General features: G+C 73.3%; 18 protein-coding genes. 11 read left to right on the forward strand and 7 right to left on the reverse strand.

What is annotated here, in order from left to right; all coding sequences use genetic code 11:
- Window positions 1-200: 200 nt before the first annotated feature.
- The 3 genes from rho to PV342_RS17060 all read left to right on the forward strand — a co-directional run bounded on the left by rho (window position 201) and on the right by PV342_RS17060 (window position 2,611).
- Entirely contained in the window at window positions 201-1,379 is a 1,179-nt protein-coding gene (rho, locus tag PV342_RS17050) for a transcription termination factor Rho (protein ID WP_500317714.1), read from the forward strand.
- A gap of 36 nt (window positions 1,380-1,415) precedes the next feature.
- Entirely contained in the window at window positions 1,416-2,081 is a 666-nt protein-coding gene (locus tag PV342_RS17055; RefSeq protein ID WP_386987896.1) for a histone deacetylase, read from the forward strand.
- 176 nt (window positions 2,082-2,257) lie between these two features.
- Window positions 2,258-2,611 carry an STAS domain-containing protein gene (locus PV342_RS17060; RefSeq protein WP_329187136.1) on the forward strand — a complete coding sequence of 118 codons (354 nt, stop codon included), beginning with the start codon at window positions 2,258-2,260 and terminating at the stop codon, window positions 2,609-2,611.
- Here the strand turns inward: PV342_RS17060 and PV342_RS17065 are convergent.
- A complete protein-coding gene (locus PV342_RS17065; RefSeq protein WP_500317716.1) occupies window positions 2,513-3,499 on the reverse strand; it encodes a sigma-70 family RNA polymerase sigma factor in 987 nt (328 codons plus the stop codon). The genes PV342_RS17060 and PV342_RS17065 overlap by 99 nt on opposite strands.
- A 95-nt stretch (window positions 3,500-3,594) precedes the next feature.
- Between PV342_RS17065 and PV342_RS17070 the strand changes: the two genes are divergently transcribed.
- Entirely contained in the window at window positions 3,595-3,999 is a 405-nt protein-coding gene (locus tag PV342_RS17070) for a VOC family protein (RefSeq protein WP_386987900.1), read from the forward strand.
- A 98-nt stretch (window positions 4,000-4,097) separates the two neighbouring features.
- On the opposite strand, the gene PV342_RS17075 is transcribed toward PV342_RS17070, so the two are convergent.
- Window positions 4,098-6,545, reverse strand: coding sequence for a SpoIIE family protein phosphatase (locus PV342_RS17075; RefSeq protein ID WP_500317719.1), 2,448 nt, complete (start codon window positions 6,543-6,545; stop codon window positions 4,098-4,100).
- Between the two features lie 114 nt (window positions 6,546-6,659).
- Window positions 6,660-7,436 carry an SDR family NAD(P)-dependent oxidoreductase gene (locus PV342_RS17080; protein WP_400805372.1) on the reverse strand — a complete coding sequence of 259 codons (777 nt, stop codon included), beginning with the start codon at window positions 7,434-7,436 and terminating at the stop codon, window positions 6,660-6,662.
- A gap of 744 nt (window positions 7,437-8,180) precedes the next feature.
- Here PV342_RS17080 and PV342_RS17085 point away from each other — a divergent pair.
- The 6 genes from PV342_RS17085 (at window position 8,181) to PV342_RS17110 (ending at window position 14,191) form a co-directional block, all read left to right on the forward strand.
- On the forward strand, window positions 8,181-9,761 hold the full coding sequence (locus PV342_RS17085) for a sensor histidine kinase (protein ID WP_400805390.1): 1,581 nt from the start codon (window positions 8,181-8,183) through the stop codon (window positions 9,759-9,761).
- Between the two features lie 23 nt (window positions 9,762-9,784).
- Window positions 9,785-10,171 (forward strand): roadblock/LC7 domain-containing protein, encoded by a 387-nt coding sequence (locus tag PV342_RS17090; RefSeq protein WP_391577014.1) that lies wholly within the window; start codon window positions 9,785-9,787, stop codon window positions 10,169-10,171.
- A complete protein-coding gene (locus PV342_RS17095) occupies window positions 10,168-10,530 on the forward strand; it encodes a DUF742 domain-containing protein (protein ID WP_400805374.1) in 363 nt (120 codons plus the stop codon). The genes PV342_RS17090 and PV342_RS17095 overlap by 4 nt, the downstream gene beginning before the upstream one ends.
- A complete protein-coding gene (locus PV342_RS17100) occupies window positions 10,511-11,134 on the forward strand; it encodes a GTP-binding protein (RefSeq protein WP_391576625.1) in 624 nt (207 codons plus the stop codon). The genes PV342_RS17095 and PV342_RS17100 overlap by 20 nt, the downstream gene beginning before the upstream one ends.
- Before the next feature lie 30 nt (window positions 11,135-11,164).
- The gene (locus PV342_RS17105) at window positions 11,165-12,628 is read left to right on the forward strand and encodes a cytochrome P450 (protein ID WP_400805376.1); all 1,464 of its coding nucleotides are present in this window, start codon (window positions 11,165-11,167) and stop codon (window positions 12,626-12,628) included.
- Between the two features lie 492 nt (window positions 12,629-13,120).
- Complete coding sequence (locus PV342_RS17110) at window positions 13,121-14,191, forward strand: terpene synthase family protein (RefSeq protein WP_500317723.1); 1,071 nt, start codon at window positions 13,121-13,123, stop codon at window positions 14,189-14,191.
- A 46-nt stretch (window positions 14,192-14,237) separates the two neighbouring features.
- Here PV342_RS17110 and PV342_RS17115 read toward each other — a convergent pair whose 3' ends face one another.
- The gene (locus PV342_RS17115; protein ID WP_500317725.1) at window positions 14,238-14,411 is read right to left on the reverse strand and encodes a hypothetical protein; all 174 of its coding nucleotides are present in this window, start codon (window positions 14,409-14,411) and stop codon (window positions 14,238-14,240) included.
- 236 nt (window positions 14,412-14,647) lie between these two features.
- Between PV342_RS17115 and PV342_RS17120 the strand changes: the two genes are divergently transcribed.
- Window positions 14,648-15,082 (forward strand): GNAT family N-acetyltransferase, encoded by a 435-nt coding sequence (locus PV342_RS17120; RefSeq protein WP_500317726.1) that lies wholly within the window; start codon window positions 14,648-14,650, stop codon window positions 15,080-15,082.
- A gap of 40 nt (window positions 15,083-15,122) precedes the next feature.
- On the opposite strand, the gene PV342_RS17125 is transcribed toward PV342_RS17120, so the two are convergent.
- The 3 genes from PV342_RS17125 to mptB are packed head-to-tail and all read right to left on the reverse strand — an operon-like array spanning window position 15,123 to window position 18,867.
- Window positions 15,123-16,349 (reverse strand): S8 family peptidase, encoded by a 1,227-nt coding sequence (locus tag PV342_RS17125; protein ID WP_500317728.1) that lies wholly within the window; start codon window positions 16,347-16,349, stop codon window positions 15,123-15,125.
- Between the two features lie 47 nt (window positions 16,350-16,396).
- Window positions 16,397-17,557, reverse strand: coding sequence for a glycosyltransferase family 87 protein (locus tag PV342_RS17130; RefSeq protein ID WP_500317729.1), 1,161 nt, complete (start codon window positions 17,555-17,557; stop codon window positions 16,397-16,399).
- A complete protein-coding gene (gene mptB / locus PV342_RS17135) occupies window positions 17,554-18,867 on the reverse strand; it encodes a polyprenol phosphomannose-dependent alpha 1,6 mannosyltransferase MptB (RefSeq protein ID WP_500317769.1) in 1,314 nt (437 codons plus the stop codon). Before mptB ends, PV342_RS17130 begins: the two co-directional genes overlap by 4 nt.
- Window positions 18,868-19,304 lie beyond the last annotated feature (437 nt).

The raw sequence follows: 19,304 nt of genomic DNA on the forward strand, positions 1-19,304 counted from the left end.
TGCACGCCTGCGCGCCGCTCTTCGGCGCCGGTGCCTTCCCGTGACCGCCCCGCGGTCCGCTCCCGCAGTCCGCTGCGGTCGGTTTTCCCTTCGCCCGTGCCCCGCGCCGGCGATCTCCCCGAGGCTTCGCCTCTTCTGCCGCGTGTCCCGGCGGCCGGCCGATTCCGCCGCCGTGCGCGCCCTTCTTCCGAGGACCACGTATGTCCACAAACCCCAGTGCAACGATGGCGACCAACGCAATCGGCAAGACCGGCACGACCACCGCACCCCCCGCTCCCCGGGAACGGCTCGTCGCCGTCGCCGGAATCCTCGACGTCGAGGGTGGACGCGGCTTCCTGCGCACCGCCGGTTACGCGCACGGTCCGCACGACGTCCCGGTGCCGCCGGAGGTGATCAGGCGGTACGGGCTGCGCAAGGGCGACGTCGTCGAAGGCGTGGCCACGGCCGGCCGCTCGCGCGCCCTCGTACGGGCCGAGCAGGTCTGCGGCAGGGCCGCCGACCAGGCCCGCGGGCGGCGGCACTTCGCGGACCTGACCCCGCTCCACCCCTCCGAGCGACTGCGCCTGGAGTGCTCGAAGGGCGGTCTGACGACCCGTGTCGTGGACCTGCTGGCCCCCGTCGGCAAGGGCCAGCGCGGGCTGATCGTGGCACCGCCGAAGGCCGGCAAGACCATGCTGCTGCGCCGGCTGGCCGACGCGGTCGCGGACAACCACCCGGAGTGCCTCCTGATGGTGGTGCTCCTGGACGAACGCCCCGAGGAGGTCACGGAGATGCGGCGATCGGTGCGGGGCGAGGTCGTCGCCTCGACCTTCGACTGCACGCCCCGGCAGCACATCGCCGTCGCCGAACTGGCCGTCGAGCGGGCCAAGCGGCTGGTCGAGACCGGCCGGGACGTGGTCGTGCTGCTGGACTCCCTCACCCGGCTGTGCCGGGCCCACAACAACGCGGCGTCCTCGGGCGGACGGACGCTGTCCGGCGGTGTGGACGCGGCGGCGCTGCTCGGCCCGAAGCGGCTGTTCGGCTCCGCGCGGCTCGCCGAGGAGGGCGGTTCGCTGACCATCCTGGCCACCGCGCTGGTCGACACCGGGTCGCGGGCCGACGACTACTTCTTCGAGGAGCTGAAGAGCACCGGCAACATGGAGCTGCGCCTGGACCGCGGGCTCGCCGACCGCAGGGTCTTCCCGGCCGTGGACGTGGCCCCGTCGGGGACCCGTCGCGAGGAGCTGCTGCTCAGCCCCGCCGAACTGAGCGCCGCCCGCGGGCTGCGCCGGGCCCTGCGCGGTCCCGGGAGCTTCGAGACGCTGCTGGAGCGCTTGCGGGCGACCCCGGACAACGCCGCGTTCCTGCGGCAGATCCGCGGCACGGTGCCGGCCGCCTGAGCCCGCGGCGCACGCTCGCACCCGCATCATGGAACGGTGACCACACCGCAGCGCGTGGGGCCCCGGAGCGTCGGCCGGCGGGACCGGCCGCCCGGCGTCGTCTGGTACGCGGCCTACGGCTCCAACACCCACCTCGTGCGCCTCGGCAGCTATCTCGCCGGTGGGGTGCCGCCCGGCGGCGGCCGGGAGTACCCGGGCTGCCGGGACGCGCGGCCGCCGCTGCGGTCGGTGCCGCTGGAACTGCCGGGGCGGATGTACTTCGCGACGCGCTCGCCGGTCTGGTCGGGCGGCCGGGCCTTCTACGACGGCGACGCGCCGGGCGGCGGAGTGCGGGCCCGGGCCCACCTGCTGACGGTAGGTCAGTTCTCCGACATCGTCGCCCAGGAGATGTACCGTTCACCGGGCGCCGACCTCGACCTCGGCGAGGTGCTGCGGCACGGCAGGGCCCGGCTCGGCGACGGGCGCTACGAGACGCTGCTGTACCCCGGGGACGTGGACGGTCACCCGGTGCTCGTCTTCACCGCGCCCTGGGGCTCGGGCGGGGCCGAGCACGTCAGGCCGTCCGGGATCTACCTGCGGCACATCGCCGAGGGCCTGGCGGAGACGGGCGCCTGGGACCTGCCCGGCATCGCGGCCTACCTCGCGGAGTGCGCGGACGGGGCCTGGGACCCCCGGGAGATCGCGGCGCTGTTCGGACGGTGACGCGCGGCGGCGATGGATTACGGCCGCGCCGCCGGTCCTAGGGATGTACCGAGGCGTACGGGACCCGTACGCCCGCGCCCGGATCCCGCTCCAGGAGGTCGCCCATGGCCCGGCCGGCGCCGCCCCCGCCTCCGCCCCCGCCTCCGCCCGCGTCCAGGCCGGGCGGTGGGCCCGCCGTGCTCGTCCTGACCGGAAGGCTCGACCGCGCCGGGATCGCGCCGCTGGCCGAGCGGGTGCGCGTACTGCTGGCCGAGCGCGGCGGCGGCACGGTGACGTGCGACGTGGGAGGGCTCGAGGGTGCCCCTGACGTCGTGCTGGTCGACGCCCTCGTACGGCTGCAGCTCACCGCACGGCGCCACGGCGGGCGGATACGGCTGCGGGGCGCCGGGGGCGCGCTGCGGGAACTGCTCGCGCTCACCGGGCTGGGCGGGCTAGCGGGCCTCGGGCTCGAGGCGCGCGGGGAGGCCGAACAGCGGGAAGAGCCGCTGGGTGTCGAGGAAGGAGTTGAGCCCGGTGATCCGGCCCTGTGATATCTCGATGACCTGCAGCGCCCACGGCTCGTGCCCCCCGCCGGGGCGGGGCCGGTACTGCCCGAAACCCGGGGTGCCGTTGGCCGTGACGGGGACCAGCCGCGAACCGCGGCAGCCGGCGCCGATCCCGAGCATCCAGGCCCGGATGTCCGCGGGACCGCGCAGCCACAGGCCGAAGGGCGGCATGGACAGCGTGGCGTCCTCGTGGAGCAGCGAGGTGAGGGCGTCGAGGTCGTAGGACTCGAAGGCGGCGACGTAGCGGCCGAGCAGGGCGCGCTGCTCCTCGTCGAGCGGACGGGCCGGGTCGGTCGTGGCCGGGCCGGCGGCGGCGAGCGTGGCGCGGGCACGCTGCAGCGCGCTGTTGACCGACGCGACGGTGGTGTCGAGCAGCTCGGCGACCTCGGCGGCCTTCCAGGCCAGCACCTCCCGCAGGATGAGCACGGCCCGCTGGCGCGGCGCGAGGTGCTGCAGCGCGGCGACGAACGCCAGGCGCACGCTCTCGCGCTGGTCGGCGAGATCGGCGGGGTCGCTCGTCGCGGGAAGGACGCGGCCGTCGGGGGCGGGCGAGATCCAGGTGCTCTCCGGCAGGGTGCCGGGCAGCGGGCCCTCGGCGCCGCCCGGTGAGGCCAGGTCCATCGGGCGGGCGCGGCGCCCCGTACCGCCGAGGATGTCCAGGCACGCGTTGGTGGCGATGCGGTAGAGCCAGGAGCGGAGGCTGGAGCGCCCCTCGAAGCGGTCGTACGAGCGCCAGGCGCGCACCATGGTGTCCTGGACGGCGTCCTCCGCCTCGAATGCCGAGCCCAGCATCCGGTAGCAGTAGCCGGTCAGCTCCGCGCGGTACCGCTCCAGCTCCTGCGCCACGTCCGGGGGTGCAGCGAGATCGCTCATGATTCTCCTCCGCCTTCCGATGAGTTCCGGAGCGCCCACGGATCTACTTCAGCACAGACCACTGACAGAACCCCCGGAACGGAACGAGGCGCACCATGTCGACCCAGATCTTCGTCAACCTTCCCGTGCAGGATCTGCCCAGGTCGAAGGCGTTCTTCGGGGGCCTCGGGTTCTCCTTCGACGACCGGTTCACCGACGACAACGCCGCCTGCCTGGTGATCGGCGAGGGCATCTTCGCGATGCTGCTCGTCGAGCCCTTCTTCCGGCAGTTCACCAAGAAGGAGGTCGCCGACGCCACCAAGACCACGGAGGCCATCGTCTGCCTCGGCGTCGAGTCGAGGGAGCGGGTGGACGAACTGGCCGACACGGCCCTGGCCACGGGCGGACACCCCTCGAACGAGCCCATGGAGCAGGGCCCCATGTATGGCCGCAGCTTCCAGGACCCGGACGGCCACCTGTGGGAGGTCGTGTACATGGACGCGGCGGCGTTCCAGGGCTGACCGCCGCGACGCCCCCGGCCCGCGCCGCCCCCGCCCGCGCGGGCCGACGGGCCGCCCGATCTCGCCGACCACCACCGCCCTGGTCGCGCGTCGAAGGCTCAACCCCGGGGGATGTCCGGGATCTCCTGCTCCGCCCAGATCAGCTTGCCGTCGGCGGTGTAGCGGGTGCCCCACCGGCGGGTGAGCTGGGCGATGAGGAAGAGCCCGCGGCCGCCCTCGTCGGTGGTCCGGGCGTGCCGCAGCCGCGGCACGGTGTTGCTGCCGTCGTAGACCTCGCAGATGAGGACCGACTGCCGGATCATGCGCAGCCGGATCGGTCCCGAGGCATGCCGGATGGCGTTGGTGACCAGCTCGCTGACGACCAGTTCGGTGGTCGCCCGCAGCTCCTCCAGGCCCCACTCGGCGAGTTGGCGGCCGGCCAGTGCGCGGGCCTCGCTGACGACCACCGGGTCGACCGGCAGGTCCCAGGCGGCGAACCGGTCCGGGGCGAACGCGTGCGTACGGGCGACGAGCAGGGCCACGTCGTCGGCGGGCGGACCGGGCAGCAGGCGCTCCAGCACACCCGAGCACAGTGCCTGCAGCGGCAGTTCGGGGTGGGCCAGGGCGCGCGCGAGCCGGTCGAGGCCGACGTCGACGTCCTCGCCGAAGGTCTCGATCAGGCCGTCGGTGTAGAGGGCGATGACGCTGCCCTCGGCCAGTTCTAGTTCGGCGGACTCGAAGGGCATGGCGCCGAGACCGAGCGGCGGCCCCGCGGGCAGTTCGGCGAAGGTGACCCGGCCGCCGGGGTCGACGACCGCCGGCGGCGGATGCCCGGCGCGGGCCATGGTCAGCCGGCGGGTCACCGGGTCGTAGACCGCGTAGAGGCAGGTGGCGCCGGTGACGGTGGCGGCCACGGAGGGGTCGGCGCTCTCCTCCTCGGTGAGCCGCATGATGAGGTCGTCCAGGTGCGCCAGCAGTTCGTCGGGCGGCAGGTCCATGTCGGCGAGGGTGTGGACGGCCGTACGCAGCCGCCCCATCGTGGCCGCCGCGGTGAGCCCGTGCCCGACCACGTCCCCGACCACCAGCGCGATCCGCGCCCCGGACAGCGGGATGACGTCGAACCAGTCGCCGCCCACACCGTCCTGGATGTCGGTGGGCAGATAGCGGGAGGCGACCTCCAGCGCCGTGCCTCCGGGCAGCGTCTGGGGCAGCAGGCTGCGCTGCAGGGTGAGCGCCGCCTCGTGCTCGCGGGTCCAGCGCCGGGCGTTGTCCACGCACACCGCGGCGCGGGCCACGAGTTCCTCCGCGAGCAGCAGGTCGTCCTGCTCGAAGGGGTCGGGGCGGCGGTGCCGGATGAAGGTCACCACGCCGAGGACGGTGCCCCGGGCCCGCAACGGCACCCACATCACCGACCGCATCCCGAACTCGCGGATCTTGGCCGCCCGGGCCGGGTCGTCGGTGAGCCAGGACGCCCGGTCGATGGCGATGTCGCCCTCCACCTCGGACCGGCCGGTGGTCATGCAGCGCACATGAGGGGAGGTGTCGCCGGCTTTGATCCGCTCGCCGGGCGCGACGATCGACTCGGGGGTGCCCGGGTTCACCGAGCGCATCCCCGCACGGCACAGCGGCACCCCGCCGAGCCCGCCGCCGGACGGCGGCTCGCCGCCGCGCAGCACCGGTTCCAGCAGGTCGACGGTGACGAAGTCGGCGAGCCGCGGGACGGACACGTCCGCCAGTTCCTGGGCGGTGCGGGTGACGTCCAGGGTGCTGCCGATGCACGCCCCGGCCTCGTTGAGCAGTGCGAGCCTGGCCCGGGCGCGCCACCGGTCGGTGACGTCCATGGCCATGTAGCAGATGCCCATCGACCTGCCCTCGGCGTCGTTTATGCGGTAGAAGGAGGTGGAGAAGGACCGCTCGTGGTAGGGGGAGGCGAGCGTCCAGCCCTGGAACTCGTGGTCGATCGCCGGCTCACCGGTCAGCAGCACCTCGCGCATGACGGCCTCCATGGCCCCGGTGTCCATTCCGGGCAGGGCGTCGGCCAGGCGCATCCCGATGCGGCGCTCGCGCGGCACGCCGCCGAAGTGCTCCAGGGTGTCGTTGAGCCACACGTACCGCAGGTCGGGGCTGAGCACGGCCATGCCGATCGGGGAGCGGGTGAGGAAGCCCTCCAGGATGGCACTGCTCACCGCCCAGGACGGGGTCTTGGCCAGGTCGATGGCCGACACCAGCCAGCGCTCCTGCCCGTCGGGCGCCGTCAGGGCGGACACTCGCAGGCCCACCTCGATCCGCCGTCCGTCACGGTGCCGGGCGGCCACCAGACCGCCCCAGATGTCGTGGTCGCGCCACTGGGCGGCCAGCTCCACCGCCTCGGCGGCCTGCTCGGGTGAGGCGAGCAGCAGCGTGGCGGGGCGGTGCAGCGCCTCCGCGGGCGGATAGCCCAGCAGGTGCTCCGCGGCGGCCGTCCAGCCGACGATCGTGCCCATGCCGTCGATCAGCGCGGACGCGGCGTAGGCGAGGTCGAACGGCGCCTTCGCCGGCGCCGCCGCGCCTCTCTCCGGCGTGACCATCTGGGGCGTCCCATGTCCGCGGATACGTGTCTCCCATGCTAGGACGTCCCGTCCGCGGGGGCTCCTCGCGCGGGAGCCGGTGCGGCCATGCCCCTGCCCCTGCCCCCGCGCCGCTCAGGGCAGCCGCTCCGGAGGGAGGGGAGGCGTGGGGCGCAGCGCGTGCAGGCCGCCGTCGACCGGGAGCGCGGTGCCGGTGACCGCGGCGGCCGCGGGCCCGGCGAGGTAGGCGACGGCGTCGGCGACCTGCTGGGCGGTGACCAGACGCCCGCTGGGCTGGCGTGCCTGGAGGGCGGCCCGCTCGGCCGCCGGGTCGGGGGCGGACGCGATCAGCCGCTCCACCCAGGGCGTGTCGACGGTGCCGGGGGTGACGCAGTTGACCCGGACGCCCTCCGCCAGGTGGTCGGCGGCCATCGCCAGGGTGAGCGCGAGGACGGCGCCCTCGCTCGCCGCGTACAGCGCCTGGCGGGGGAGCCCGGCGGTGGCGGTGACCGAGGAGATGTTGACGATCGACGCGTACGGGGAGCGGCGCAGGAACGGCAGCGCCGCCCGGCTCGCCCGGACCACGCCGAGGAGGTTGACCTCCAGCACCCGGCGCCACTCGCCGTCCGGGTTCTCCTCCACGGTGCCGACGGCCCCGGTCCCCGCGTTGTTGACCAGGATGTCCAGTCCGCCCAGGTCCTCCACGGCCCGGCCGACCGCCCAGCGCACGGACGTGTCGTCGGCCATGTCGGCGGCGAGTGCGTGCACGTGCCCCGGTGCCCGGCCGGGGGCCTGGTCCAGCACGGCGACCCGTGCGCCGCGCGCCGCCAGAGTCTCCGCCGTGGCGAGCCCGATCCCGGTGGCGCCGCCGGTGACGATCGCGGCGAGCCCCTGCAGTTCGCGGGCCGTCATCGGACGTCCCCGCTCCCCGCGCGCGTGACATTGCTCCCTGGAGGCGCCGCGCGCAAGTACCCGTCACTCTTCCGGGTGAAGCGAATTTTTGCGCGCCTCCCGGGTCCCGCGGTCCGGGCGCACCGCGCGCGGCGGGACGGCGTCCGCCGTTGTCGCACCGCCCTGCTCCCGGGGGCCCCGCCGTACCGCCCGGGCAGACCTCGGGGGGCCGGCCGCTGGGCGGGAGGCCCGGCACCGTCCGCGAACGCCGCCCGAACCGCCCGCCGCCCTTGCGGGGCCTGGCCGGGGCGCGTCCCGCCGGGGCCGCGTGACGTGCGCAAGCGGCGCCCCGGGGCCCTCGCGGAGGCGGCCGGCCCGGCGTGTTGCTGCTCGCTCATGGGGGCCTCCCGAGGTGCGGGAACCGGCGTCGGAGTCGATGGAGCCATCCTTGGTCAAACAGTTTATATCGGTCACCCGTCATGATCGATTCGATGGCCCTCGGGTGTGGGATCCGTGATCGCGGGGAGTTTGCGCGAGCGCCGTGGAACCTGTATCGATACGTCAATCGGCATGTGCCAAAGGCATCTTGAGGAGGCATCAGCCACGGAATGGAAGCGGCTATGCTACTTGCGGCTCAGCGTGTTGTAGCAATTACGCCAGGTCAGGCGCACCCGCCGGCCGATGGCCGATTGCCAGCCGCTGAGGCCGGACTCCGCCTGCTCGTGCTGTGTTCGTTCCATGACTAGCGATCACCTGAGGATGCTGATGGTTCGTGCTGGATCGTCCCCCGGAGACCGCCGGCCCACGGCCACGTCCGCGTGGTTATTGCCGGTCGGCATAGTCGCGGCGGTCACCGCCGTGGCCGTATGGACCGTCCCGTCGGGCGCCCGGGAGGCGGTGCTGTGGTGCGGTCTGACCGCCACGGTGGCCGTGGCCGTCCTTGGTGCCGAAACCGCCCGAAGGGGCACTGCCGTACGGGCGCTGCGTGAGCAGCTCGTACGGCGTGAGGAAGAGCTGCAGTTCCGGCTGTCCCGCCAGGAGGCGGAGACCGAACGGCTCGCCCGGGAGCAGCTGCCGAACGCGGTGGCGCGGCTGCAGCGAGGCGAGTTCGTCGCCGATGTGCTCAAGGACATCGACGAGGACGCCGAGGGCCTCACACCCGGATTCCAGCGCGCACACCAGCGGATGCTGCACTCGGTGCTGGAGGCCGTCTCCGCGGAGGAGGACGTCCGCGAGTCCTCGCAGCGGGCCTTCGTCAACATCGCCCGGCGCGTGCAGGCCATCGTCCACCAGCAGGCCAGTGACCTGCGGGAGATGGAGGACCGGCACGGCCGCACCCCCGAGGTCTTCGGGGACCTGCTCAAGCTCGACCACGGCACCGCCCTCATCGGCCGGCTTGCGGACAGCATCGCCGTCCTCGGCGGCGCCCGCCCCGGACGCCAGTGGCGACGGGCCGTACCCCTGTTCAGCGTGCTGCGCGGCGCCATGTCGCGCATCACCGACTACACCCGCGTGGAGCTGCACTCCGTGACGGAGGTGGCCGTCGTAGGACCCGCGGTCGAGCCGCTGATCCACGCGATCGCCGAACTTCTGGACAACGCCACCCGCTACTCGCCGCCGCACACGAGGGTCCATCTCACCGCCGTCGAGGTGCAGTCCGGCATCGCCATCGAGATCGAGGACGGCGGCGTCGGCCTCAGCGAGGAGTCCCGCACCCGTGCCGAGCGGGCCCTGGCGGAGGCCCAGGCCGGCTTCGACCTGGGCGACCTGGGCGAGACCCCCCGCCTCGGCCTCGCGGTGGTCGGGCGCCTCGCGGCGACCTGGAACTTCCAGGTGTCCCTGCGCTCCTCCGCCTACGGCGGGGTGCGCGCCGTGGTGATCGTCCCGCAGGACGTCATCACCACAGTGGCGAACGCCACGGGCCTCGCGCACGGCATCGGCTCCGTCTCGGGCCCCCGGCCCGTGGTTCCGGACCAGCGCGCCTCCGACCCCCGGACGGCACCCGTGCCCGGGACGTCCGCCGCGGCGGACGCCGTCACGGGTCCCCGGCCGTCCCCACCCGCCGCCGTCTGGGCGGAGGACGACGTACCGGTCGTGCACGAGAGGAACGTGAACGGGCTCCCCCAGCGGCGGCGGCGCACTCCGGCCCCGCGTCCCGCCCCCGGTGCACGGGTGGGTGCCGTGCCCGCCGACGGCTCGGTCACTGCCACGTCGGGCCCGAAGCCGGGCAAGGATCCTGTGCAACCGGGCATGTGGCTGGCCGCCTTCACCAGCGCCGTGTCCGGTGAGAGCACTGCCACCTCCTCTGACAGCAACAGTGACGAGACGTTAGATAAGGGTGAGTAGCCGTGATTCAGCAGCGGGCCAACATGGACTGGATGCTCAAGGACCTGGCGACGGGCGTCCCCGAGACCCGGCACGTCGTGGTGCTGTCCTCGGACGGCCTGCGCATGGCCCAGTACGGTGGCGACACGGATGCGGCCGACCGCCTGGCCGCGGCCTGCGCGGGTCTGCAGAGCCTCGCGGCGGCCATCGCCGGTGAGTTCCCGCACGGCGACGGACGGATGCGGCTGGTCGTCATCGAGGTGGAGGGCGGCTTCTTCTACCTCATGGCCGCCGGCGCGGGTGCGTATCTCGCGGTCCTCGCCGACGAGGGCGTCGACGCCGGGCTCATGGGCAATCGGATGCGGGACCTGGTCGCGCGGATCGGCGCACACCTGACCAGTCCTCCGCGCCGGGACGGGCAGGCCGTATGAGCGACGGACCTGCGGAGGAGTGGGACAACGGAAACCCCGAGCGGCTCTACGTGGTGACGGGGGGTCGAAGCGGAAACTCGGAGGAGACCGCCATCGACCTGGTCACCCTGGTGCGGGCCCGCTCGGGGCCACCCCCGGGCATGGCGCCCGAACAGGCCGCGATCCTGCGGCTGTGCACCTCTCCCCTGTCCGTCGCCGAGATATCCGCGTACCTGAACCTCCCGGTCAGCGTGGTGACCGTTCTTCTCGCGGATCTGCTGGCCGACAAGCGGGTGGAGGCACGACCGCCCATCGCGCCCGCACTTCTTCCCGACGCTGCATTGATTGAGGCGGTGATGCATGGACTTGAAAGGCTCTGACGCGATCGGCGTCAGGGGGCCGCGGAGTGAGGACGCTCTGCCGGAATCGGCAGCCGCCGCGGTCAAGATAGTCATTGTCGGGGGCTTCGGGGTCGGCAAGACGACCCTGGTCGGATCTGTCAGTGAGATCCGGCCGCTCTCGACCGAGGAGACGATGACCCAGGCCGGCGTGGGCGTGGACGACATCGTCGGCGTGGAACGCAAGACGGCCACCACGGTGGCCATGGACTTCGGCCGCATCAGCATCAACGACGAACTGGTCCTGTACCTCTTCGGGACACCGGGCCAGCAGCGCTTCTGGTTCCTGTGGAACGGGCTCTTCGAAGGTGCGCTGGGTGCGGTGGTGCTGGTCGACACGCGGCGCCTCGAGGTCAGTTTCGACGTGATAGGGCGGCTCGAGGAGCGCGGCACGCCGTTCGTCGTCGCCGTCAACTCCTTCCCCGAGTCGCCGGAACACCCGCTCGACGAGCTGCGGTCCGCCCTGGACCTGCCGGATCACGTTCCCCTCGTGGAGTGCGACGCCCGGTCCCGCAGCTCCGTCCGTGACGTGCTGATGACGCTCATGCGCCATCTCCACTCCCTCGCCGCCGCATCGGCCCTGTGATCCTTCCCCGCCTGTGATCAGGAGCGTCCCGTGACCACCCCACCCCCCGAATGCCCCGCCCACGGCCTCGGCCCGGGCGCTTTGCGGAGGCTCTACGGCCCCGAGGCCGAGGCCGACCCCACGGCCCTCTACGAGAAACTGCGTGCCGAGTACGGGCCCGTGGCCCCCGTGCTCGTGCACGGTGACCTGGATGCCTGGATCATCCTTGGGCACCACGAGAACCTCGAGGCCATGCGGAATCCCTCGCGGTTCTCCCGGGACTCCCGCATCTGGCGGCACTTCCGTGAGGGAAACGTCGCCATGGACTCGCCGCTGCTGCCGATGGTCGCCTGGCAGCCGCTGTGCGTCTTCGCCGACGGCGCGGAGCACGAGCGGCTGCGCGGAGCGGTGACGACCAGCATGGGTCGCCTCAACCGCCGGGGTATCCGCCAGCACATCATCCGCTTCTCCAACCAGCTGGTCGACGAGTTCTGCCAGTCCGGCGAGGCGGAGCTGGTGACCCAGTTCGCCGAGCAGCTGCCGGTGCTGGTCATGACCCAGCTGCTGGGCATGCCCGAGGAGTACGGGCCGAAGCTGGTGGAGGCGGCCCGTGACCTGATGCGGGGCACCGAGACCGCCCTGGCCAGCAACGACTACGTCCTGGCGACCTGCCAGCAGCTCGTGCGGCGCAAGCGCTCGGACCCCGGCGGCGACCTGACCTCGTGGCTCGTGCGCGACGACGCCGAGCTCACCGACGACGAGATCGCGGAGCACCTGCGGCTGCTCCTCGTGGCCGCCAACGAGCCCACGGTCAACTTCATCTCGAGCGCGCTGAAGATGGTGCTGACCGACCCCCGCTTCCGTGCCCACCTGTCCGGCGGGCACATGACGCTGCCCGACGCCCTGGAGCAGGTGCTGTGGGACGAGCCGCCGATGGCGGCCTTCCCCGGTCGGTGGGCGGCCGGTGACACCGAGCTGGCCGGGCAGAAGATCAAGGAAGGCGACATGATCATGCTGGGCATCGCTGCGGGGAACGTGGACCCGCGCGTCCGCCCGGACCTGAGCACGCCGGTGTTCGGCAACCGTTCGCACCTCGCCTTCAGCAGCGGTCCGCACGAGTGCCCCGGGCGGGACATCGCCCGCGCCATCGTGGACACGGGCATCGACACGCTGCTGATGCGCCTGCCCGACCTGCGGCTGGCCGTGCCGGAGGAGGAGCTGGAGTCGAGCTCGGCGTGGATGACGCGCCACCTGGTCGCGCTGCCCGCGGAATTCAGCCCGGCCAAGCCCCTCGGGGACCAGGAGGCCGCGCCGCGTGAGACGCAGGTGCGCGAGGAGCCCCGCATCCCGCAGACGCCGACCCGCCCGCGGCCTTCGCAGCAGGCGCCCACGGTGGGCGCGGAACTGCCGCCCGCGGCAGGGCCGGAGTACACCACCCCGTGGGCCGCGGCCGCGGTTCCCGCGCCGCGCCGTTCCTGGTGGCGCACGCTGGCCGCGCGACTGCGGCGGCGGTAACACCCGCACTCTGTCTCACTGTGTGACCGGTTCATGACGGGCGCACGGGCGAATGCGCCCGTGCGCCTGTTCGTGCGCCCTCCGTGCCGTACGGCCTTCGTGGCTGGTTCGGCCAAGGTCGTGCATCGGGCGCACACACCTCGCTCGTGAACACAACCGGAATGCGCGTCAACTGTCGCTGAGGTGACGCGTTTTGGTCTCTTGACTGCTCCGCCATATGCCGGAGTAATTGTCAGTTGAATGATCCACTTGTGTTCGATTTCCGCCACCCGTGCGGGGCGTCACAGGTGGGACGGTCGTGACAGCTGAGAGGTGATTGCCGGTGGAGCGTGGGCCCGTCGTTCCGCTGCGGCGTCCTCCCGCCCCCCGGCCGGTGCCCGTCGGTGGCGAGGCCGGGTGTCGCCCTTTGTGATTTGGCGAGTTCATGGCAACGCAGTGCGGAGGGTGGCCCGGGCCTGGCCCGCCCTCCCCCAAGCTCGAAGGAGCATGTCCGTGACCACTGTGCCCGCTCTCCAACTGGCGCCCTTCTACTGCCCGATCGCACCCGCCAGGCACCCCTTGGCGGACCTCTTCGACCAGACCACCAACGAGTGGCTCCGGCGGTTCGGTCTCTACGAGGACGAGTCCCAGCGCCAGCGCCTGGAGCACGTCGGCGCGGGCCGGCTCGCCGCACTCACCTCGCCCTTCGGAACCCGGGAGGCGACGCAGATATCGTCCGACATCGGTATGTGGCTGTTCGCCTTCGACGACGCGCACTGCGACGAGGGGCGACTCGGGCACGATCCCGGCGAACTGAGCCGCGTGCTGATCCGGCTGCTGCGCATCCTGGAGGCCCCCGAACCTCCGCTGTCCCCGGACAGTCCCTACCACTCCTTCGAGGCCGCCTTCCTGGACCTGCGGCTGCGCCTGGGCCGGGTGGCGACCCCCGTCCAGTTGGGTCGCTGGACCGATGCCATGCGCATGTACTTCTTCAGCCAGGTGTGGGAGGCCGCCAACCGCGTCGAGCGGGTCACGCCCGACCTCGACACGTATGCTCTCCTGCGCATCCACAACGGCGCGATGAAGGTCAGCGTCATGATGCTCGACATCGCGGAGGGGTACGAACTGCCGCCGGCCGAGCTGGAGCGCCCCGACGTCCGTGCGCTGACCGAGGCGACCTGCCTGCTGGCCGGCTGGGACAACGACATCCTGTCGTACCGCAAGGAGCACGTGCGCGACGGCGACAACCAGAATTTGCTCGACGTCCTCGCGCACGCCGCGGGCAAGCCCGTCCAGGGAATGGTGTCCGAGGGGATGTTCCTGCGCGACCAGATCATGGTCCTTTTCACGGCGTTGAGCGCGCAGGTGCGCCGTACCGCCTCACCCGAGCTGCAGCGGTACGTGACCTCGCTCGGGCACTGGGTCCGGGCGAACCTCGAATGGGGCACGACCTGCGAGCGCTACCTCAACCCCGAGGACCCGGCGTACCTGCCGACCACCTGGGCGCCGGCGCCGATGTCCGGCAGCGACGCCCCGGTGGAGCTCCCGGCGATCTCCTGGTGGTGGGAGCAGCTGGAGAGCTGACGTCCCCATGGGGCCGCCCGTAGGCTCGACGCCCTCGTGCCGTCCGTCAGCGGGACGGCGCGAGGGCGCCGATGGCTCCGGGCGCCAAGGCATCGTCGACGGGGGAGGCGGCCGGGCCGTCCGCGCCGGGGCCGTCGGCGGAACGGGGGCCGGGGTTCGTGCCGGCCGGGGGCTCTCCCTCGGCCGGGTGCTTGTCACAGGAGCAAGTGGGCTTCAGCATGTCGATCTCTCCCAGCGTGTGAGCCCGGGACCATCGCTCGAGACGCGATGATCCACGGTCGTTTCTTACCAGACCGGGACATTCGCCACCGTGGCGTTGAGGATTCCCGCGTCACGGGTGGCCCAACCGGCTAACGTGCCACGTTCTCGTCGCATGGAGTACGACTCGCCTGAACGCCGGGGGAAGTCGATCCGTACCGGAGGGCGGCGGGAGCTGGCGCCTCCTAGGATCACGCCATGGAACTGACGTTCGTGGACGTGAAGCCTGGTGACCCGGCCATGACCGCTGAAGTAGGCCCGTTGATCAGGGCGTTGAGGCCCGCGCTGACCGCCGACGGGTTCGCGGCGTTCGCCGCGGAGGCGCACGATCAGGGCGTGGTCTTCACGGCGGCTCTGGACGCTCGGGAGCGTTACCTGGGGGTGGCCACGCACCGGGTGCTGACCACCAGCAGAGGGCGGACGCTGCTCGTCGACGACATGGTCACGGCGCTGGACGCGCGGGGCGCCGGGGTGGGCACGCGGTTGCTGGCGGAGCTGGAGACCAGGGCCCGGGCGGTGGGCTGCGAGCGGCTGGAACTGGACGCCGGCGTCGCCAACCACGGGGCGCACCGCTTCTACCACGCACACCGCATGGCGATCACGGCGCTGCACTTCGCGCGCGAACTCACCTGAGGAGGACGGCGGACGAAGCCGGCGCGCCCGGCGCCGCCGTTCAGAGGTCGCCGGTGAACGCCACCAGCTGCGGGGTGCCCCATGGTTCGGCGACGGCGGAGCGGGTGGCGTGGTCGAGCAGCCACTTCTTCAGCACCTCGAAGCCGGCGTCCCCGTAGGTGTCCTTGTAGAGCGCGGCGATACCGGTGACGTGGGGGGCGGCCATCGAGGTGCCGCTCATGATCGCGTACAGCCCGTTGGGGAAGGCGGAGGCGATGTCGACGCCGGGCGCGTTCAGGTTGACGCAGCTGCCGAAGTTGCTGAAGGGCGCCCGGTGGTCGGCGCGGTCGGTCGCGGCGACGGTGAAGGCCTCCGTGGCGCTCGCCGGGGAGATGACGCAGGAGCTGACGTCGTCGTTGCCGGCCGCGACGACCGGGAAGACCCCGGAGCGGGCCAGTGCGTCCAGGCTCTCGTTCATCGTCGGGGAGTACAGCCCGCCCAGCGAGATGTTGGCCACGGCGGGCCGTGCCGCGTGCTCGGCCACCCAGTTGATCCCGGCGATGATCCCGGAGTTCGGGCCGCGTGCCTCGCAGTCCAGCACCCGCACGGAGACCAGCGAGACGGCGCGGGCGACCCCCGTGTGCGCCCCGCCCACCGTGCCGGCGACGTGCGTGCCGTGGCCGGCGCAGTCCGCGGCGTTCCGGTCGTCCTCCATCTCGTCGATGCCGGGCTTGGCGCGGCCGCCGAACTCGGGGTGGGTGAAGTCGATGCCGCTGTCGATGATGTACGCGGTGACCTTGGCGCCGGTCGCCCGTACGGTGAAGCCGTGGGTGGCCGGTGCGCGGTTGTTCACCCGCTCCAGGCCCCAGAAGCGCCCGGTGCCGGCCGGGGGCGCGCCGATCGGCAGACGGCGGCCGGTCGCGACCGGCACGCGGTCCTCCGCGGGCAGGGTGACGGTGGTGTCCTGCTCCACACCGCGCACCGAGGGCAGGGCCCTCACCCGCGCCAGTTGCCGTCCGGTGAGCGGGGCGGCGAAGCCCCGCATCACCCGGTCGTAGACATGGGCCGGGGTGATCCCGGCCGCGCTCGCGACGGAGGAGGGGTCGCTGCCCGGGGTGAGGGTGACGATGTAGCGGCCGGGGATGGAGTTCGGCGCGCCCACGCCGAGCAGGGGTGCCAGGGCGGCGGGGGAGTGCGCCTGCGCGGGGGACGGCGTGGGGAGGGCGGCCAGCGCGGGGACGGCGGTCATGAGCACTGCGGCGAACGTCCGGCGCAGGGACACACGCATGCGTCGATCTCCTCGGGGGCTCGGCGGACAGCACGGCCGACGGGCCGTCAGCCGGCCCTCTCCCCCACCCTGTCAGCCAGGATCGGACGCGGGCGCGCCCTGGTACGCCATCCGGGCCGGGGTGCGACGAGCATCCCCAGACCGATCCACACGTAGGCGCTGCCGCCCACGAGGGCGCCCACGCCGCCGGTGCCGGGGTCGTCCCGCCACAGCCACACGAGGCTGCTGCAGAGCAGGACGTAACTGCCGATCGCCGCGACCACCAGTCCGCGGGTCCGCAGCCGCAGCGCCCTGCCGGCCAGCGCCGCCAGCGCGGGGATCAGCCACACCAGGTGGTGCACCCAGGTCACCGGGCTGACCAGACAGGCCGTCACACCCGTGAGGGCGGCGCCCGTCACCACGTCGGTCCCGCGGACCCTGTACACCCACACCGCGAGCACCGCGACGACGGCCACCGCCCACACCCACGTGGGGGCGTCGAGCCGGGCGAAGGTGCCGCGCAGCGACTGGTTGGAGGCATACGACAGCGAGCCGACGCGGTCGGTGTCCCACATCGCCCGGGTCCAGAAGTCGCGGGACGCGCCGGGCGCGACGGCCGCCGCCAGCAGGGTCGCCCCGGCCGCCGTGGCGGTCGCGGCGAGCCCGGCGCGGCGGTGCCCGGCGAGCAGCAGCCAGCCGATGAACAGCGCGGGCGTCAGTTTCACGGCGGCGGCGAGGCCGATCGCGCAGCCGGCCCAGCGGCTGCCGCGGCGCAGCAGTTCGGTGTCGGCGAGCACCAGGGCGAGCAGGACGAGGTTGACCTGCCCGAAGGTGAAGGTGTCGTGGACCGGTTCCAGCAGCGACATCAGACACCCGGCCAGCACCATCGCGTACCAGGGGGTCCAGCCCTCGCGGCGCACGATCGGCCACACCGTCCACCACAGGACGGCCGCCGCCGCGCAGATGTTGACCGCGGCCGCGAGGACGACGGCCGCGGGCCAGGTCAGCAGGGTCAGCGGCAGCATGCACAGCGCGGCGAACGGCGGGTAGGTGAAGCCGTACGCGGTGCCGGGGCTGAGGTAGTCGTAGACACCGACGCCTTCGTGCACCCAGGCGTTGACGGTGCCCCAGTAGACGCCGAGGTCGAACCAGTGCCGGTGCAGCGGCACGGTCGCCAGGAACAGCGCGGTCGCGGCCACGGCGGCGGCCGCCGTCACGATCCGCCTCATGAGGCGAGCGCGGGACGGACGAGCCGGACCAGCCGTATCGCGGCGAGCGGCAGCAGCGCGAGGGCCGCACCGGTGGCCGCCAGGGCGATCTGACGGGGCGTGGCGGCGAACCCGCTGGGCAGCACCGCGAGGGCCAGCACCGCGCTGGCGAGCGCGGCGAGCCGCCGCACCCGGCCGTCGGGCGCGGCGACGGCGAGCGGAACGAGCCCCCACAGCAGGTACCAGGGGCGGATCGCCGGGCCCAGCAGCGCCACCGCGAGCAGGCTGATGCCGAGGGCGTACACCGGCCCGAGCCGCTCGCGGAAGAGCCACACGGCGGCGATGACGAGCGCGGCGGCGGCCATGCCGAGCAGCCGCCAGACGTCCGGGGTGCCGATGAACCGGCCCAGGACGTTGACCAGGGACCAGTTGGAGGCGGAGGCGGGCGTGGTCAGCGCGCCGATCCAGCCGTAGCCGACGCCGGTGACGGCGGTGACCGCCACGGTGGCCGCGCCGGCGACCGCCGCCGTGGCCGCCCCGGCGCGCGCCAGGCGCCAGCGGCCCTGCAGTTGTTCCGCCCACAGGCTCGCCACGACGAGCAGTCCGAGGGCGGCGGGTGCCTTGACCAGGGCGGCCAGGGTCACCAGCGCGGCGGCCGGTATCGGACGGCGGGCCAGCGCCGCGCCCAGGCCCGCACCGAGCAGGCCGAGCATGACGGCGTCGTTGTGCGCCCCCGCCACCAGGTGCAGCAGCACCAGGGGGTTGAGCGCCCCGAGCCACACGGCGGCGGCAGGGTCCGCGCCGCAGCGCCGTGCGAGCCGCGGCAGCAGGGTCGCGAACAGGGCCACGCCCAGCAGGGCCAGCGCCCGCATCCCGACGACCCCGGCGTGTGCTCCGTAGCGTGCCAGTGCCAGGAAGGCGGGCCCGTACGGCGCGGGGCTGTTCCGCCAGATCGCCGGCACCTCGGCGGCCGCCGTGCCCCCGAGCACGCTCGGCCCGTGCGTGTAGACGTCGATGCCCGCGTTCACCATCGCGCCCTGCGCCAGGTAGCTGTAGACGTCCCTGCTGAACAGCGGCGGCGCCAGGAGCAGGGGCGCCGCCCACACGGCGAAGGTCGTCAGCAGGGCGCGGATCGACGGCGGCCGGGGCCCGCGCACCAGCCGGCCGAGCCGCCACCACGCCGCGACGAGCAGGCCGAGGCCGAAGTACGCCACCAGCAGCCCGGCCGCCGCCTCGCCGTGCGGCAGCGCGATGCCGTCCCGTACCGGCAGCGCCCCCGCGGCGCTGCCGCCGGCCGCCAGCGCGGCGGTACCGGCCAGTCCGAGAGCCATCGTGCGAGTCACGTCCGCACGGTCCCATCACCGGATGTCCGCCGGACGACCGGTGGGCGACCGGTGGATGACCGGCCCGGTCGCGCGGCGTCCGGTTCGTCGCGGTGAGGGCGTGTTCACACCCGGGGGACGCGCCCGCGTCCACGGCCCGGCACCACGTCCCGCACGCCGCGGCGAGGAGCGAGCGGGCCCGGTTGCGGCAGGCCGAGCAATGGATCGGCGCGGTGCGCACTCAGTTCATGGCCTTCGCTGCCCGCGTCTTGGGTGTCCGGCGGCCTACGCCGAGGAGCTCGGCCGTGCACAGGGCGCCCGGCAGCAGCAGGGCCCTTCGTGCGGCGTCGTGCGCGTCCGGCCGTGCGGATGTCCCAGCCCGCGCGCCCGCTGTCGGTGCTCACGGCTCCACACCCCGGCCCGGTCCGCGCGGGCGGGTGGGCACC

Origin of the sequence: Streptomyces sp. PA03-3a, from assembly GCF_033792735.1 — a bacterium.
In the GTDB taxonomy this organism is placed as follows: Bacteria; Actinomycetota; Actinomycetes; order Streptomycetales; family Streptomycetaceae; genus Actinacidiphila.

What these genes read in the sequence shown, in the direction of transcription:
- rho (WP_500317714.1), top strand. Translation starts at nt 201, where the DNA reads ATGTCCACAAACCCCAGTGCAACGATGGCGACCAACGCAATCGGCAAG.
- PV342_RS17065 (WP_500317716.1), bottom strand. Translation starts at nt 3,499, where the DNA reads ATGAGCGATCTCGCTGCACCCCCGGACGTGGCGCAGGAGCTGGAGCGG.
- PV342_RS17070 (WP_386987900.1), top strand. Translation starts at nt 3,595, where the DNA reads ATGTCGACCCAGATCTTCGTCAACCTTCCCGTGCAGGATCTGCCCAGG.
- PV342_RS17075 (WP_500317719.1), bottom strand. Translation starts at nt 6,545, where the DNA reads ATGGTCACGCCGGAGAGAGGCGCGGCGGCGCCGGCGAAGGCGCCGTTC.
- PV342_RS17080 (WP_400805372.1), bottom strand. Translation starts at nt 7,436, where the DNA reads ATGACGGCCCGCGAACTGCAGGGGCTCGCCGCGATCGTCACCGGCGGC.
- PV342_RS17085 (WP_400805390.1), top strand. Translation starts at nt 8,181, where the DNA reads ATGGTTCGTGCTGGATCGTCCCCCGGAGACCGCCGGCCCACGGCCACG.
- PV342_RS17090 (WP_391577014.1), top strand. Translation starts at nt 9,785, where the DNA reads ATGGACTGGATGCTCAAGGACCTGGCGACGGGCGTCCCCGAGACCCGG.
- PV342_RS17095 (WP_400805374.1), top strand. Translation starts at nt 10,168, where the DNA reads ATGAGCGACGGACCTGCGGAGGAGTGGGACAACGGAAACCCCGAGCGG.
- PV342_RS17100 (WP_391576625.1), top strand. Translation starts at nt 10,511, where the DNA reads ATGGACTTGAAAGGCTCTGACGCGATCGGCGTCAGGGGGCCGCGGAGT.
- PV342_RS17115 (WP_500317725.1), bottom strand. Translation starts at nt 14,411, where the DNA reads ATGCTGAAGCCCACTTGCTCCTGTGACAAGCACCCGGCCGAGGGAGAG.
- PV342_RS17120 (WP_500317726.1), top strand. Translation starts at nt 14,648, where the DNA reads ATGGAACTGACGTTCGTGGACGTGAAGCCTGGTGACCCGGCCATGACC.
- PV342_RS17125 (WP_500317728.1), bottom strand. Translation starts at nt 16,349, where the DNA reads ATGCGTGTGTCCCTGCGCCGGACGTTCGCCGCAGTGCTCATGACCGCC.
- PV342_RS17130 (WP_500317729.1), bottom strand. Translation starts at nt 17,557, where the DNA reads ATGAGGCGGATCGTGACGGCGGCCGCCGCCGTGGCCGCGACCGCGCTG.
- mptB (WP_500317769.1), bottom strand. Translation starts at nt 18,867, where the DNA reads ATGGCTCTCGGACTGGCCGGTACCGCCGCGCTGGCGGCCGGCGGCAGC.